We start from the raw sequence: 14,467 nt of genomic DNA on the forward strand, positions 1-14,467 counted from the left end.
TGATTCGACGAAGCGGCAAGAAATGCCGCGCGTCGGTACACGGTAGCGAAAATCATGCCTCGCCTTCCGCATACGCGGAAGCTGCCGCATTTATCCCGTAAACACTGCCTGCCAGAGCATCGCGCCATTCAACGCGAGGATGACGCCCGCGCAGCCCCACGCCAGCGCGAGCGGCAGGCGTGCAACCCGCCAGCGGCCCATCAGCCGCGCGTCGGACGCGAAGCTGACGAGTGGAATCACCGCGAGCGGCAATTGCAGGCTCAACACGACCTGCGTCGCGACGAGCAGCGTGTTCGAGCCGTGCTGGCCGAAGCACGCTACCGCCACCAGCGCCGGACCGATCGCGAGCGCCCGCGTCGTCAGCGCACGCGCCCAGCGTGCCATCTTGAGGCGTAGGAAGCCTTCCATCACGGCTTGCCCGGCAAGCGTGCCGGTCACGGTGGCATTGAGGCCGCAGGCGAGCAGCGCGGCGGCGAACACCACGCCCGCCCATTGACTGCCGACGAGCGGCGCAATCAGCCGGTGGGCATCGGCGAGATCCTCGACTTCAGTATGGCCGCTCGCATGAAACACGGCTGCGGCCACGATCAGCAGCGACGCATTGACGACGAACGCCAGTCCGAGCGACGCGAAGGTATCGATGTTTACGCCACGCAGCGCCTGCGCGATCGACACGTCGTCGCGCCCGTGCGCATGCTCCTTGACGAGCGCGGAATGGAGATACAGGTTGTGCGGCATCACGGTGGCACCAAGGACGCCGGCGGCGAGCCACAGCATGCCTGCATCACGCACGAGCTGGGGCGAGGGCGCCACGCCGCGCAGCGCGTCGCTCCATGACGGGTGCGCCAGCGCAAGTTCCACCACGAAGCAGACGCTCACGAACAGGATCAGCGCGGTCACGACGCGCTGCAAGGGCCGCCGCCCGCGGCTTTGCAGCGCGAGCATCGCGAAGGTGCCGACCGCCGAGAACAGCACGCCGGCGGTCAGCGAAATGCCGAACAGCAACTGCAACGCCACCGCGCTGCCGACCACTTCGGCCACGTCGCACGCGATGATCGCGATCTCGCACGCCACCCACAGCGCGAAGTTCGTGCGCCGACCGAAGCGTTCGCGGCACAGCTGCGCGAGATCGCGCCCGGTGACGACGCCCACGCGCGAGGCCACCCATTGCAGCAGCATGCCCATCAGGCTCGCGACCAGCACGACGAAGAGCAGCGAGTAGCCGTAGCGCGCGCCGCTGGCCAGGGCCGTCGCCCAGTTGCCCGGATCCATGTAGCCGACCGCCACGAGCGCCCCCGCGCCGGCGAACGAGTACCAGCGCCCGCCCGAGCGCGGCTCGAGCCGGCGTGGCGTATCCCGCTCGTCCAGGTTCGCCGGGCTCGACTGCGCGTCGGAATTCGCGGCGGACAGCGCGCCAAGCGTGGACGGGTTGGTGTTCATGCGAAGGCGGCCTCGAATAGCGGGCAACGGCGCCGCGATGGCGTGCAGTCGTTGCGGGTTCTGGACGCGCCGCAATGCACGGCGCACGACTCACGCCGTCTATACGGCGCGTGTCGCGAGCCGCCTGTGCGGCGCTCGTGGAATTGGCTCGCAACAACTGTTCCGCTGGCTATTCGTGATCGGATACCTGAATGCATGCGTACGACTCGTGTTCCGCTCGCCGCCTGAAAGCAACTGAAAGGCGGGCCAGGGAAGGACATGCCGGCAGCCGATCACAGATAATGACACCCCATCGGTGCAGCGCGCCCGCGGTCCCTTTGGTGAGTGTGGTTTTATCAGGTGCCGCAGGGGCCGATTAGAGGCTAAAATGCGCGCTCCCGGCGGGTGCGGTTTGGCTCGTCGAAGCTTGCTGCGCAAGCCTTTCAGGCCGGCGTGACGCGCGGCTGTAGATTTTGTGCGACAGGCGGCCCGTTAATTTTTGTCGGGCTTGCGTTTAATGGTAGTTTTCGGGGTTTTGAAGGGCGTCGCGAGCCAGGGTCGGGCTTGAAGCGATCAGGACTCAACCGGTCGCGCAAGCGCGGCACGACGTCGTGACAGTCGCAACAACGGAGAATCGAGATGAACGAGAAACTGGCGGGCCGCATGGCCAAGCTGGCGGGCGCGCTGACCTGCGCCGCGATGTTGACTCCGCTCGCTGCAATGGCGAAGGACACGCAGCTGAACGTGTACAACTGGTCGGATTACATCGCCAAGGACACGATTCCCAACTTCACCAAGCAGACCGGCGTCAAGGTGAAGTACGACAACTACGACAGCGACGACACCCTTCAGGCCAAGCTGCTCACCGGCAATTCGGGCTACGACATCGTCGTGCCGACCAGCAATTACGCCGGCAAGCAGATTGCCGCCAACATCTTCTCGCCGCTCGATAAATCGAAGCTGCCGAACCTGAAGTATCTCGACCCCGATCTGATGAAGCTCGTCGCGGGTGCGGACCCGGGCAATCAGTACACGGTGCCCTGGGCGTACGGCACGACCGGCCTCGGCTATAACGTCGACAAGGCGAAGAAGCTGCTCGGCGACAACGTCGAACTCAATAACTGGGACATTCTCTTCAAGCCCGAGAACATCTCGAAGCTGAAGGCCTGCGGCGTGTCCGTGCTCGACGCGCCCGACCAGATGTTCGCGGCCGCGCTGCACTACATGGGCAAGGACCCGATGAGCACGAACCCGGCCGATTATCGCGCGGCCCTGGCGATGCTGAAGAAGATCCGTCCGTACATCACGCAGTTCAACTCGTCGGGCTATATCAACGACATGGTGGGCGGCGACATCTGCTTCACCTATGGCTGGTCGGGCGACGTCGTGATCGCCAAGCATCGCGCGGTGGAAGCGAAAAAGCCGTTCAAGATCGAGTACTACATTCCGAAGGGCGGCGCGCCGGTGTGGTTCGACGTGATGGCCATTCCGAAGGACGCGAAGAACAAGGACGCGGCGCACGAGTGGATCAACTACATCGAGACGCCGCAGGTGCACGCCGCGATCACCAACGCGGTCTATTACCCGAGCGCGAACCTGGAAGCGCGCAAGTACGTGGACAAGGACGTCGCCAACGATCCGGCCGTGTACCCGCCGCAGGACGTCATCAAGACGCTGTTCCTGCTGAAACCGCTGCCGCCGGAAATCCAGCGTTTGCAGACGCGGCTCTGGACCGAGTTCAAGTCCGGCCGATGAGGCCGATACGCCGGTCACGTTCCTGAAGCGACGAAGCCCCTGGTCCTCCGGGGGCTTTGTTCGTGCGGGAAGCACCAATGACAATGATGGGCAAGGGCGCGCGCTATGCGGCGCACAACGCAGGAGTCGGACAGGCAATCATGAGTGAGCAGTCGAGCGCGTCGCAGGCGGCGCCGAATGGATCCGCGGGATTTGGTGGACCGGGTGGAGTCAATGGCCGGCAGGAGCCGGGCGGCACCTTGTCCGGTGCAAGTCTCACCGACAACTTCGTGCAGGTCGTCGATGTCGTCAAGAAGTTCGGCGAAACCACGGCCGTGCGGGGCGTCAATCTGTCGGTGAAGAAGGGCGAGTTGTTCGCGCTGCTCGGCAGTTCCGGATGCGGCAAGTCCACGCTGTTGCGGATGCTGGCCGGCCTCGAATCCGTGACCGAAGGCCAGATCCTGATCGACGGTGAAGACTTGGCGCAGATGCCGCCGTATCGCCGGCCGGTGAACATGATGTTCCAGTCGTACGCGCTGTTTCCGCACATGACCGTGGAATCGAACGTCGCGTACGGGCTCAAGCAGGAAGGCGTGCGCGGCGCGGAACTGAAGGACCGCGTCGACACCGCGCTCAGGCTCGTGCAGATGGCACCCTACGCGAAGCGCAAGCCCCATCAGTTGTCGGGCGGGCAGCAGCAGCGCGTGGCCCTGGCGCGCAGCCTCGTCAAGCGCCCGAAGCTTCTGTTGCTCGACGAGCCCATGTCCGCGCTCGACAAGCAGATTCGTCAGCGCACGCAGATCGAACTGGTGAACATTCTCGATCAGGTCGGGGTGACCTGCATCATGGTGACGCACGACCAGGAAGAGGCCATGACCATGGCCAACCGTCTGGCCGTGATGAGCGAAGGGCAGATCGTGCAGCTCGGTACGCCGCACGAAGTCTATGAATTTCCGAACAGCCGCTTCTCCGCGCAGTTCATCGGCTCGACCAACCTGTTCGACGGCAATGTCGTGGAAGACGAACCGGACCACGTGTTCGTCGAATCGACGGACCTGCCGGTACGCCTGTATGTGAACCACGGCATCACCGGGCCGCTCGGCATGCCGGTCACGATTTCCGTGCGGCCCGAGCGCATCGCGCTGACGCGCAAGCCGCCCGAAGGCGCCTATAACTGGGGCCGCGGCAGGGTGAGCAACATCGCGTACATGGGCGGCTACACGCTGTATCACGTGACGCTGGATTCGGGCAAGGTCGTGGTGGCGAACCTGTCGAGCCTGGCGATCGGCGAGATCGATTCCCCGACCTTCGACGACGAAGTCTACGTGCGCTGGAGCGCGTCGGCCGGCGTGGTGCTGACGTCATGATGGCGAACCTGTTCAGGCGCATGGGCGTATCGGGGCGCACGCTGGTGATCGGCGGGCCTTACTTGTGGCTGCTGCTGCTGTTCTTCGTGCCGTTCCTGCTGGTCGTGAAGATCAGTTTCGCCGATAGCCAGCTTGGCATTCCGCCTTATACGGAACTGGTCGCGCTGAAGGACGGCGTGCTCAACATCGCGCTCGATTTCTCGCACTACGCGTTCCTGGTGCAGGACAGCCTGTACTTCGCGACCTACATGAACTCGCTGCTGGTCGCGGCGGTCTCGACGCTGCTGTGCCTGCTGATCGGCTATCCGATGGCGTATTACATCGCGCGGTCGAATCCGGCTTCGCGCAATCTGTTGTTGATGGCGGTGATGCTGCCGTTCTGGACCTCGTTCCTCATTCGCGTGTACGCGTGGATCGGCATTCTCAAGAACAACGGCCTGCTCAATAACTTCCTGATGTCGATCGGGCTGATTCACTCGCCGATCGAGCTGTATCACACCAACATCGCGGTCTATATCGGCATGGTGTATTCGTATCTGCCGTTTCTCGTGATGCCGCTGTACGCGCATCTCGTGAAAATGGACCTGACGCTGCTCGAAGCCGCCTACGACCTCGGCGCGAAGCCTTGGAAGGCGTTCGTGCAGATCACGCTGCCGCTCTCGAAGAACGGCATCATCGCGGGCTGTTTGCTGGTGTTCATTCCGGCGGTGGGCGAGTATGTGATTCCTGAACTGCTCGGCGGCGCGGACACGCTGATGATCGGCCGGGTCATGTGGAACGAGTTCTTCGACAACGCCGACTGGCCGATGGCCTCTGCCGTCACCTGCGCGATGGTGCTGCTGCTGCTCGTGCCGATGGCGCTGTTCCAGCACTTCCAGGCCAAGCAACTGGAGGGCAAGCGATGATCAAGACCAGCCGTCCGTTACAGATCACGTCGCTCGGCATCGGGTTTGCGTTTCTGTATATCCCGATCCTCAGCCTGATCGTCTATTCGTTCAACGAGTCGCAGCTCGTGACCGTGTGGACGTCGTTCTCGCTCAAGTGGTATCGCGCACTCTGGTCCGACGACGAACTCATCACCGCGGCGTGGCTCTCGTTGCGCATTGCGTTCCTGACGGCATGCGCGTCGGTGGTGATTGGCACGTGGGCGGGCTTCGTGCTGGCGCGCATGGGCCGCTTCAAGGGCTTCACGCTCTATGCCGGCATGATCAACGCGCCGCTCGTGATTCCCGAAGTGATCCAGGGCATTTCGTTGCTGCTGCTGTTCGTGGAGATGGCGAAGCTGATCGGCTGGCCAGCCGGGCGCGGGCTGTTCACGATCTGGGTCGGCCACGTGATGTTGTGCATGTCGTATGTGGCGATCATCGTGGAATCGCGCGTACGCGAGCTGAATCCGTCGCTGGAGGAAGCCGCGCTCGACCTGGGGGCCACGCCGTTGCGCGTCTTCTTCACGATCACGCTGCCGCTCATTTCGCAGGCGCTGGTGGCGGGGTGGCTGCTGTCGTTCACGCTGTCGATCGACGATCTCGTGCTGTCAGCGTTTCTGTCCGGGCCGGGCTCCACGACCTTGCCGCTGGTCGTGTTCTCGCGCGTGCGGCTGGGCCTCAATCCGGAGATGAACGCGCTGGCGACGCTGTTCATCGCGGTGGTGACGGTCGGGGTGATCGCGGCGAATTACTTCATGCAGCGCAGCGAGCGCAGGCGGCTCGCGGGGGTGATGTAAGCCTTATTTGAAAGACTCGATGGTGCGCGGCCCCACGTCGAAAGGCGCGGGCTGCGTGCATTTCAGGCCTTCAGAGTTCAGACCTTCATACCGCCGCGAGATGGCGCGCGAAGGTGGCCGGATCGGTGTTCGTGCCACACAGCAGCACGCCCACGCGCTTGCCTTGCAGCCGTTCGTGCAGCGGCCCGAGCAGGGCAGCGGTGGCGGCCGCGCAGGCCGGTTCCACGGCGAGCTTGAGTTCGCCGAACAGTTGCAGCATGCCGTGCCGCAATGCGTTGTCCGACACGGTGACGATCTCGTCGATATGCCGCCGGCACAACTCGTAGCTGTATTGCTCGGTGTGCGGCGCCATCAATGAATCGGCGATGCCGTGCATCGCGCCCATCTTGATCGTGTGGTTGGCTTCGAAGCTGCGCTTCATCGCGTCCGAGCCTTCCGGTTCGACGCCATACACATGCAGTGACGGATTCGCGAGGCGCATCGCGGTGGAGACGCCCGCCGCGAGTCCGCCGCCGCCGATCGGCAGGATGACCGCGTCGAGATCCGGCGCTTGCGAGGCCCATTCGTAGCCGAGCGTGGCTGTGCCAAGCACGGTGCGATAGCCGTTGAACGGATGGATGAACACGCGTCCTTCTTCCGCCTCGACGCGGCGCACGACATCGAAGGCTTCCGCGACGTTCTCCGCGAACACGACTTCCGCGCCGTAGCGCCGGCACAGTGCGACACGCGCGGGGCTCGCGCTGCGGATGATCACCACCTTGGCGCCCACGTCCATGCGTTGCGCGGCGTAGGCAACCGCTACCGCATGATTGCCCGCCGACACGCAGGTCACGCCGGCCGAGCGTTCGCTGTCCGTGAGCGCCAGCAGGTTGGAGAACGCGCCGCGCGCCTTGAAGGTGCCGCTTGCCTGCAACAGCTCCATCTTGAAGGTGACGGGCGTGCCTTCGAGCGTCGGGAAATCGTGACGCTCGAACGTGGGCGTGCGCGCGACCCAGGGCGTGAGGGCCATGTGCTGCCCGGCGATGTCGTCGAGCGTGGGGATCGGCGTGCCGTCGATCGTGTTGTCGGAATGGTGCGTGTCGGTGGACATGACGCGAGATGACTCGGGTTGGATCAGCGTGCCTGCGCTTCGACGGACATGCTGTGGATGAACTTGCCGAGGAACGCCTCGCATTGCGCGAGTTGTTCGAGCGACACGTATTCATTCGCCTTGTGCGCCTGTTCGATGTTGCCCGGCCCGCAGACGATGCTCGGCACGCCGGCGTTCGCGAACAGGCCGGCTTCGGTGCCGTAGGCGACCTTGTGCTTCTCCTGGTCCGCGGTGAGGGCGCGCACGAGTTGCGTGATGGCGGCTTGCTCGGTGGCGTCGAGGCCGGGCGCGGAGGCGAGCTTCGTGAATTCGATTGCGGCGTTGCCGTGTTCCTTCAGCATGCGCGGCAGCAGCGTCTCGCGTGCATAGGACTCGATGCGTCCGAAGATCTGATCGGGATCGATGGTCGGCAGGTTGCGGAATTCGAACTCGAAATTGCATTCGGCCGGCACGGTGTTGATCGCGTTGCCGCCCTTGATGGTGCTGGTCTGGCCGGTGGTGAAGGGGACGTCGTAGAGTTCGTCGAACGGACCTTTGGCGCGGAATTCGTCGACGAGGTCGCGGATATGGCAGATGAGACGCGCGGCGTACTCGATGGCGTTGAGACCCTTCGGCGTCAGCGACGAATGCGCGGCGAATCCGCGTACGCAGCAGTGATAGGTGTTGATGCCCTTGTGGGCGATGATCGGGCGCATGGAGGTCGGTTCGCCGACGATGCAGCCGTCCGGTTGCAGACCGCGTTTCTTGAGGTCGGCGATCATCAGCGGTGCGCCGGCGCAGCCTACCTCTTCGTCATACGAAAGCGCGAAGTGGATCGGTTTGGCGAGTTTCGTGGCTTGCATCTTTGGCAGCATCGCGAGTGCGGCGCCAATGAAGCCTTTCATGTCGCAGGAGCCGCGGCCGTAGAGGAGGCCGTCGCGCACTTCGGGCTTGAAGGGGTCGCTGTGCCAGTCCTGGCCGTCGACCGGCACGACGTCGGTATGGCCCGACAGCACGATGCCGCCGTTGGTCTGGCCGTCGTGCGCCGGGACCGTGGCGAAGAGATTGGCCCACTGGCCGCGCGGATCGTTGGTGATCGTGGCTTCGATGCCCGCGCGGTGGAGTTCATCGCGGACGGTTTCGATCAGGCCAAGGTTGGGGTTGCGGCTGACGGTATCGAAAGAAATGAGCTTTTCGATCCAGGGGAGAGAGCGCGGCGAGGCAGTTTTGGATGAGGACGATGAGGCTTCGAGATGCGCCAGGTCAGCGATCTGTGACATTTTTTGGCTCCTGCGGGTAGGGTTTGATCATAGCCCAAAAACGCTCGTTCGCTCGCTTGGGGTTTGGTTTGGCGTTCGCTCTCGCTTTTGCAGACTTCCCGGTTTCGCGTCGGTTGCCAAGGCTCTAACGTTCGCCTGTACTTCTATGGACTTCCCTTGTTCGCGTCGGTTTGCGGGCACTGCCCCTCCCCGGGGCGGGGGTAACTTTCTTTGCGGCTGCAAAGAAAGTCACCAAAGAAAGCAGCTTTCCTACCGCCCAAGGTTCACTTAGCGGCGCAACACAGAATCCTGTTTTTGGCACGGCAGTAGCGAGTGCCCTCATAGGCCATATCGGGCTTGGATCGCGGACCCACCGCCACAACGCGCCGTTCAACGAACTGGTGCAGCCATTGCAAGCGCCGGCCCAGCGCTTCGCGCTGCCGTAGGGTATGCAAGAGAAACCAACGTTCGGTTTGTGCTGTGAGACGGACGCGTCAGCAAGCGAACACCGCATCCCCGATTGACCAGTCGGCGGCGCGTAGCGCTGCGCCAGAGCGTCGAGGGCTGCACCGATCTGTTCAATGGTGCAGTTTCACAGTGGTTACGCCATCCACGCCCGCCCTGGCCTATGAGGGCACTTGCGAGTGCCCAGCCAGTGAAACACTTCTGCGTCGCGAATCTCGTCCGTGGGCGAGAGAGAAGCTGCTTTCTTCAGTGACTTTCTTTGCTGCTGCGTATCGACTCAAGACATAGGTAACAGGTGTGTCAGGACATAGGTAACACATTCAGCTCCTCTTGCCGCGTTCCTTCAAGCAGATGGAGATGGTATCCATTCGATGATGAGCGCAGTACAGATCGTAGCTGCCTTCAATGTCGCTGCATGGCCTAAAGGCGATATGCATGTTGGACAGCGGGCTGGACACCTTGAAGCGTTGCGACTCGAAACGCACGTCACCGTTCAAGCCCCCGCGCACCACCACGTCAGTGTCGCCGTATTCGATCGGCCTCCGGCGTTCCGGATACGCGCGTAAGCGGGTGCGGTAAAGCGAAATCAGCGTGGCCGTGCCCAGCGCCGGATCCGGTCGCTCGTGGTTGTACACGTGGCACCACAAATCGAATGCTTGCTGGGCACTCTTCAGCTTTCTGAAGAAGGAACCGTCGGGATTGATCGTCAGTACGGTGTCGCGCTGCTCGAAGCACCCAATCCACTTTCCCCGTCTTCGCACTAATGCCGTCGGCGGCGCAGAGCCCGCCAATAGGCACCTTCCTGCGTCGCGAACCTCGCTAATTCAAACCTCACCATATTGTTTCTGCTAGCCCAAATCATGATCCATTTCAGACGAACCATTAGTCCGAAGTGTTACCCATGTCATGACACAGGTGTTACCCATGTCTCAGGTCCATACTCGCCTGCAAGGAAACGGACCTGCCCAGGGGAGGGGCGTGCTTATAGACCTGCACGATTAGGGGCAGTCCATAAGCCCACGCAACGAGCGAGTGCCATTCACCAGCGATGTCACGGTTATCCACCACGATCAGCGCTTGATCGTCAGATAAGCCCGGCTGATTGCGGGCCTCGTATGGACCCACAGCCGCGAAGCGAGCCAGGATGCCGGACGATCGCGTACCTCGAGACGCTTGATCGTGCGTTCGGCATCCGCCGATGCCGTGCGGTCGAGCAAACCCGCGCCTACATTCGTGCCCGTATGGCATGTATAAAAATGCCGAAAGCCGGCATCGAGCGCCACGGCGCGATAGTCGTCGTCGTAATAGCCCTGCGGCCAGCATAGATGGTCCGATGTCTCGCCGAGGCGCGTGCGCAGAACCCTACGCGCCGCGCCAAGATCCTCGCGAAGTCGCGCGCGTTTCTCTACGCCCGATTTCGCCACCTGATCCCAGCGCACATGCGTATGCGTATGGCTATGGAATTCGAATGTGCCGGCGTCACGCATCGCGTCGATTTCCGACCAGCGCAGAACGGCCTCATCCGCGCGCCCTTCCTCGATGGCGATCTCGCTCGAACGATGATCGAGCAACGACGGAAGGCGCGCTCCCGCATGCGATGCATTCGCGCGCACGCCACCTTCGCCCGGCCAGCTGCTCACCAGAAAGCACATTGCCGTGAACGCATGTCGCTCCAGCACAGGATGTGCGTGGACCCAGTTGTCGAGATAGCCGTCGTCGAAGGTGATGACAAGCGATTTCGGCGGCACGTCCTCGCCCTGCAGAAACGCGGCGAGCTGCGCTGACCCGAGCGTGCAATAGCCCGCGTTCGCCAGATAGTCCATCTGCGCGGCGAAATGCTCAGGCTTCACAGTGATCATGCCGGGCGACGTGCTGACGTGGTGATACATCAGCACTGGCACGGCGTTCGCGCGCTGTCGGCTCATTGACGATGCCCTCGCTCATGCAATGCGCGCCGGTAGAAAAGGGCCGTTTCATAGGCCATGTCACCCACGGTGAAGCCGCGTTCCGTGATGCGCAGACTCTCGCGGCGCAGGCGCTCGCGTAACGGCGCTTCGTCGATCATGCGCACGATCGCCGCGCGCAAGGCCACCGGATCGCGCGGCGGCACGAGCAACCCGTTCACATCGTGCTGAATCAACTCCGGCACACCGTCGACATGCGTGCCGATGACCGGCAGGCCCGCAGCCATCGCCTCGATGAAGGCCTGGCCGAGCGCTTCCTGGTGCGTGGGCAAGACGAAGAAATCGCAGCCTCGGAAGATGTTCGGAATGTCGGTACGAAAGCCGAGCATGTGGATGCGATGCGCAATCCCGAGACCTTCCACGATGCCCTTGATGCGTTCGAACGCCGGACCGTCTCCTGCCATCACCACATGGAAATCCGGATGCGTTTCGAGCAGCGGACGCACGGCGGCGATCAGGTCTTCGTGTCCCTTCTCGTCGCGCATGATCGCGACCATGCAGGCCACCCGCGCATCGGGTTTGAGGCCGAGTTCCGCGCGCAGGGTCGAATGCGAAACGAGTTCGGGCTTCACGATTCCGTCGTAGATCGTTTCGACCCGCTTCTCCGCGACGCCTGCGGAGATGAGGTAGCGGCGCACGAAATGACTCACCGCGATCACGCGATGAGGAATCCATGTATAGGTTGCAAGCGAGCTGATCGGCAACGCGAGATGCCGCGTACGCACGATGAGCGGCGTGTTCGCGAGTCGGGCCGCCGTGCCCGCGACGAGGCTGTCGTGACCACTGTGTGTATTGAGTACGTCGAAGGCGCGACGCTGCAGCAGTGACTTGATGCGCACCATCGAATGCATGTCGCCGCCGCTGCGCATGCGTGCGTGATGAACCGTAAAACCCTGCTCGACGCAGCGCTGTCCGAGGCGCGCGTCGCCCGGGCAGATCAGTTCGACGGTGTGGCCGCATTCGCGCATCGCGACCATCTCCTTCAGCGTGCGGATTTCCTGCCCGCCCCAGCCCTTCGATGACTCGCTATGTAAGATCTTCAAGCGCCTGGTCTCCCACAACCTTGGCAACGATGTGCCGGAAATATTTGGTAATAATTCGAATGCTTTTCGGCCCTTGGGGGTTCATGAAGAGGCTCAAGGGATTTATCCGGCCCGGAATGGGGCTGACGAGAGACGTCGGATAGAAAGCTTAACGAAAGTGTTTTGCGGGCGAGACCATGCGTGTCAAACGACGCTGTTTTAGGGTCGTTTGGGTTGGCTAGGCGGCTGCCTGACGTGATTGGCTAACGGCAGATGCCTACGATTGGTTGACCGATTCCTAGCAGATTTCTCATGGGGTTTTCGCTGAGTGAACGCTTTGCTTAAGCGCTTTGCCTAAGCGGTTGTGCTTGGCGTTGGCTCAAGCGGTCTGCTTGAGAATCTTGAGGTAGGTGCTTGAGAGATGCATCACAGGAGCGCAAACGTTTGTGCTTGTTCTTTTCTTGCTTGCGCTTCTCTTGTTTGCCTGCGCTTCTATGGATTACCCGGTTTCGCGTCGGTGTATTGGCACTGCCCCTCCCCGGGGCGGGGGTAACTTTCTTTGCCGCTGCAAAGAAAGTCACCAAAGAAAGCAGCTTTCTTACCGCCCAAGGACCACCCAGCGGCGCGACACAGAAGCACCTCACTGGCCCTGCACTAGCGAGTGCCCTCATAGGCCACACCGGGCGTGGACCGCGGACCCACTGGGACAACGCGCCGTTTAGCGAACTGGTGCAGCCATTGAAAGCGCCGGCCCAGCGCTACGCGCTGCCGAAGGGTAAGCAAAGGAAACCAACGAGGGGCGGGGCGGTACAGTGAGATGGACGCGTTAGCCGAGATGGAAGGGTCAGCAAGCAAGCACCGGCAGACCCGATCGACCGGACGGCGGCGCGAAGCGCAGCGCCGGAGCCTGCAAGGGCTGCACCAGTCTGTTCAAGGGTGCGTTGTCACGGTGGGTCCGCGATCCAAGCCCGGTTAGGCCTATGAGGGCACTCGCTAGTGCAGGGCCAGAAACGGGGTTCTGTGCTGCGCCCGTAACCTGACCTTGGGCGGTAAGAAAGCTGCTTTCTTTGGTGACTTTCTTTGCAGCCGCAAAGAAAGTTACCCCCGCCCCGGGGAGGGGCAGTGCCGGGGGTGTCAGTATTTCCGTGTTCGAGGCAGATTGAGTAGTTACACGGAAGGTCGAACGAATCGATCTGCGTAAAGGATAGCGAATTGGTTCATGGCCGTCTTCCAATCATGGGCGGCACTGCCCCAATGCGTTGTGATCCTGCGCAGTGCCAGCCAGATGAGTTTCGTTGCCGCCTCGTCGGTCGGGAAGTGCCCGCGTGTCTTGATGATCTTGCGCAACTGCGAGTTGATATTTTCGATCGCATTTGCCGTGTAGATGATCTTGCGCACGCCCGGGGGGAAGGCAAAGAACGGGATCACGCGATCCCAGGCGTTGCGCCACGCGAGAATGACAGTGGGGAATTTCTGCCCCCATGGACCATCCGCAAAGGCATCAAGTTCAGCCTGCGCCGCTTCCGCACTGGGGGCCGCATAGATCGGTTTGATCGCCGCAGCCAATCCCCGACGGTCTTTCCAACTGGCGTAATCGAGACTGTTGCGGATCAGGTGAACGATGCAGGTTTGCAGCGTCGTCGCCGGAAACACGGCTGCCAGCGCCTCGGGCATGCCTTTCAGACCGTCGGTCACGGCGATCAGGATGTCGTGAACGCCGCGCGTCTTCAGATCGTTGAACACCTTCATCCAGAATTTGGCGCCCTCGGTACTCTCGATCCACAGCCCCAGGATATCGCGCGTGCCGTCAGGCAGCACGCCCAGCGCCAGATATACCGCCTTGTTGCGCACCACGGCATCCTCGCGAATCTTGACCCGCAGTGCGTCGAAGAACACGACCGGATACATCGGCTCGAGCGGCCGCGCTTGCCAGGCTGTCACCTCGGCCATGACCTCATCGGTCACGGAGCTGATGAAGTCTGGCGAAACCTCGGTGCCGTATTGCTCCAGCAGGAAACCCTGAATCTCGCGTACGGTCATGCCCCGGGCATACATGGCGACGATCTTGTCGTCGAAGCCAGTAAAGCGGCGTTCGTGCTTGGGAATCAGGATGGGTTCGAAGCTGCCATCCCGGTCACGCGGCACCTCAATACGCATCGGGCCGTCTTCAGTAAGGACCGTCTTGGCACCCCGGCCGTTTCGCTGATTCGTGACGTTGGCTGGCTTGGCCGCACCGGACGGGTAGCCGAGATGGTGATTCATCTCGCCGCCCAGAGCGCGCTCGATCAGAGCCTTCTTGAGCGCCATCGTCGCTGAATTGATGGCTTCAGCCGTCATTGGACCGTTGCCAAACTGCTCAAGCAGTTCGGCCGGAATCGCCGGGAGATCCACCGGCTGAGCTTTCGGTTTGCGAGGCATAAATTCTCCTTGTGAGCATGTTATGCC

Annotated in this window: 10 protein-coding genes and 1 pseudogene; 4 read left to right on the top strand and 7 right to left on the bottom strand. The window is 62.3% G+C overall.

Annotation, left to right across the window (positions count from 1 at the left end; translation table 11 throughout):
• Positions 1-90: 90 nt before the first annotated feature.
• Complete coding sequence (locus QCE88_RS08285; RefSeq protein ID WP_309900840.1) at positions 91-1,440, bottom strand: Nramp family divalent metal transporter; 1,350 nt, start codon at positions 1,438-1,440, stop codon at positions 91-93.
• Between the two features lie 618 nt (positions 1,441-2,058).
• Between QCE88_RS08285 and QCE88_RS08290 the strand changes: the two genes are divergently transcribed.
• From QCE88_RS08290 to QCE88_RS08305, 4 genes and pseudogenes are all read left to right on the top strand, one after another.
• Entirely contained in the window at positions 2,059-3,174 is a 1,116-nt protein-coding gene (locus QCE88_RS08290; RefSeq protein WP_309900843.1) for a polyamine ABC transporter substrate-binding protein, read from the top strand.
• A 260-nt stretch (positions 3,175-3,434) separates the two neighbouring features.
• Positions 3,435-4,520 (top strand): annotated as a pseudogene (locus QCE88_RS08295) (ABC transporter ATP-binding protein); the annotation flags it as partial.
• Complete coding sequence (locus QCE88_RS08300; protein ID WP_309900845.1) at positions 4,517-5,425, top strand: ABC transporter permease subunit; 909 nt, start codon at positions 4,517-4,519, stop codon at positions 5,423-5,425. The pseudogene QCE88_RS08295 and the gene QCE88_RS08300, both read left to right, overlap by 4 nt.
• Positions 5,425-6,243: an ABC transporter permease subunit gene (locus tag QCE88_RS08305; protein WP_309903463.1), complete on the top strand. Its 819-nt coding sequence runs from the start codon at positions 5,425-5,427 to the stop codon at positions 6,241-6,243. The genes QCE88_RS08300 and QCE88_RS08305 overlap by 1 nt, the downstream gene beginning before the upstream one ends.
• Positions 6,244-6,328: 85 nt before the next feature.
• On the opposite strand, the gene QCE88_RS08310 is transcribed toward QCE88_RS08305, so the two are convergent.
• The 6 genes from QCE88_RS08310 to QCE88_RS08335 all read right to left on the bottom strand — a co-directional run bounded on the left by QCE88_RS08310 (position 6,329) and on the right by QCE88_RS08335 (position 14,440).
• Complete coding sequence (locus QCE88_RS08310) at positions 6,329-7,333, bottom strand: threonine/serine dehydratase (RefSeq protein WP_309832174.1); 1,005 nt, start codon at positions 7,331-7,333, stop codon at positions 6,329-6,331.
• A gap of 23 nt (positions 7,334-7,356) precedes the next feature.
• Positions 7,357-8,592 carry an acetylornithine deacetylase gene (argE, locus tag QCE88_RS08315; protein ID WP_309900847.1) on the bottom strand — a complete coding sequence of 412 codons (1,236 nt, stop codon included), beginning with the start codon at positions 8,590-8,592 and terminating at the stop codon, positions 7,357-7,359.
• Between the two features lie 764 nt (positions 8,593-9,356).
• Positions 9,357-9,827: a hypothetical protein gene (locus QCE88_RS08320; protein ID WP_309900849.1), complete on the bottom strand. Its 471-nt coding sequence runs from the start codon at positions 9,825-9,827 to the stop codon at positions 9,357-9,359.
• 279 nt (positions 9,828-10,106) lie between these two features.
• Positions 10,107-10,961: a polysaccharide deacetylase family protein gene (locus QCE88_RS08325; RefSeq protein WP_309900851.1), complete on the bottom strand. Its 855-nt coding sequence runs from the start codon at positions 10,959-10,961 to the stop codon at positions 10,107-10,109.
• Positions 10,958-12,043, bottom strand: a complete 1,086-nt coding sequence (locus tag QCE88_RS08330; RefSeq protein ID WP_309900853.1) for a glycosyltransferase family 4 protein — start codon at positions 12,041-12,043, stop codon at positions 10,958-10,960. Before QCE88_RS08330 ends, QCE88_RS08325 begins: the two co-directional genes overlap by 4 nt.
• Positions 12,044-13,189: 1,146 nt before the next feature.
• On the bottom strand, positions 13,190-14,440 hold the full coding sequence (locus QCE88_RS08335; protein ID WP_309900855.1) for an IS256 family transposase: 1,251 nt from the start codon (positions 14,438-14,440) through the stop codon (positions 13,190-13,192).
• Positions 14,441-14,467: the final 27 nt, after the last annotated feature.

It is taken from the genome of Caballeronia sp. LZ035, from assembly GCF_031451175.1.
Lineage (GTDB): Bacteria > Pseudomonadota > Gammaproteobacteria > Burkholderiales > Burkholderiaceae > Caballeronia.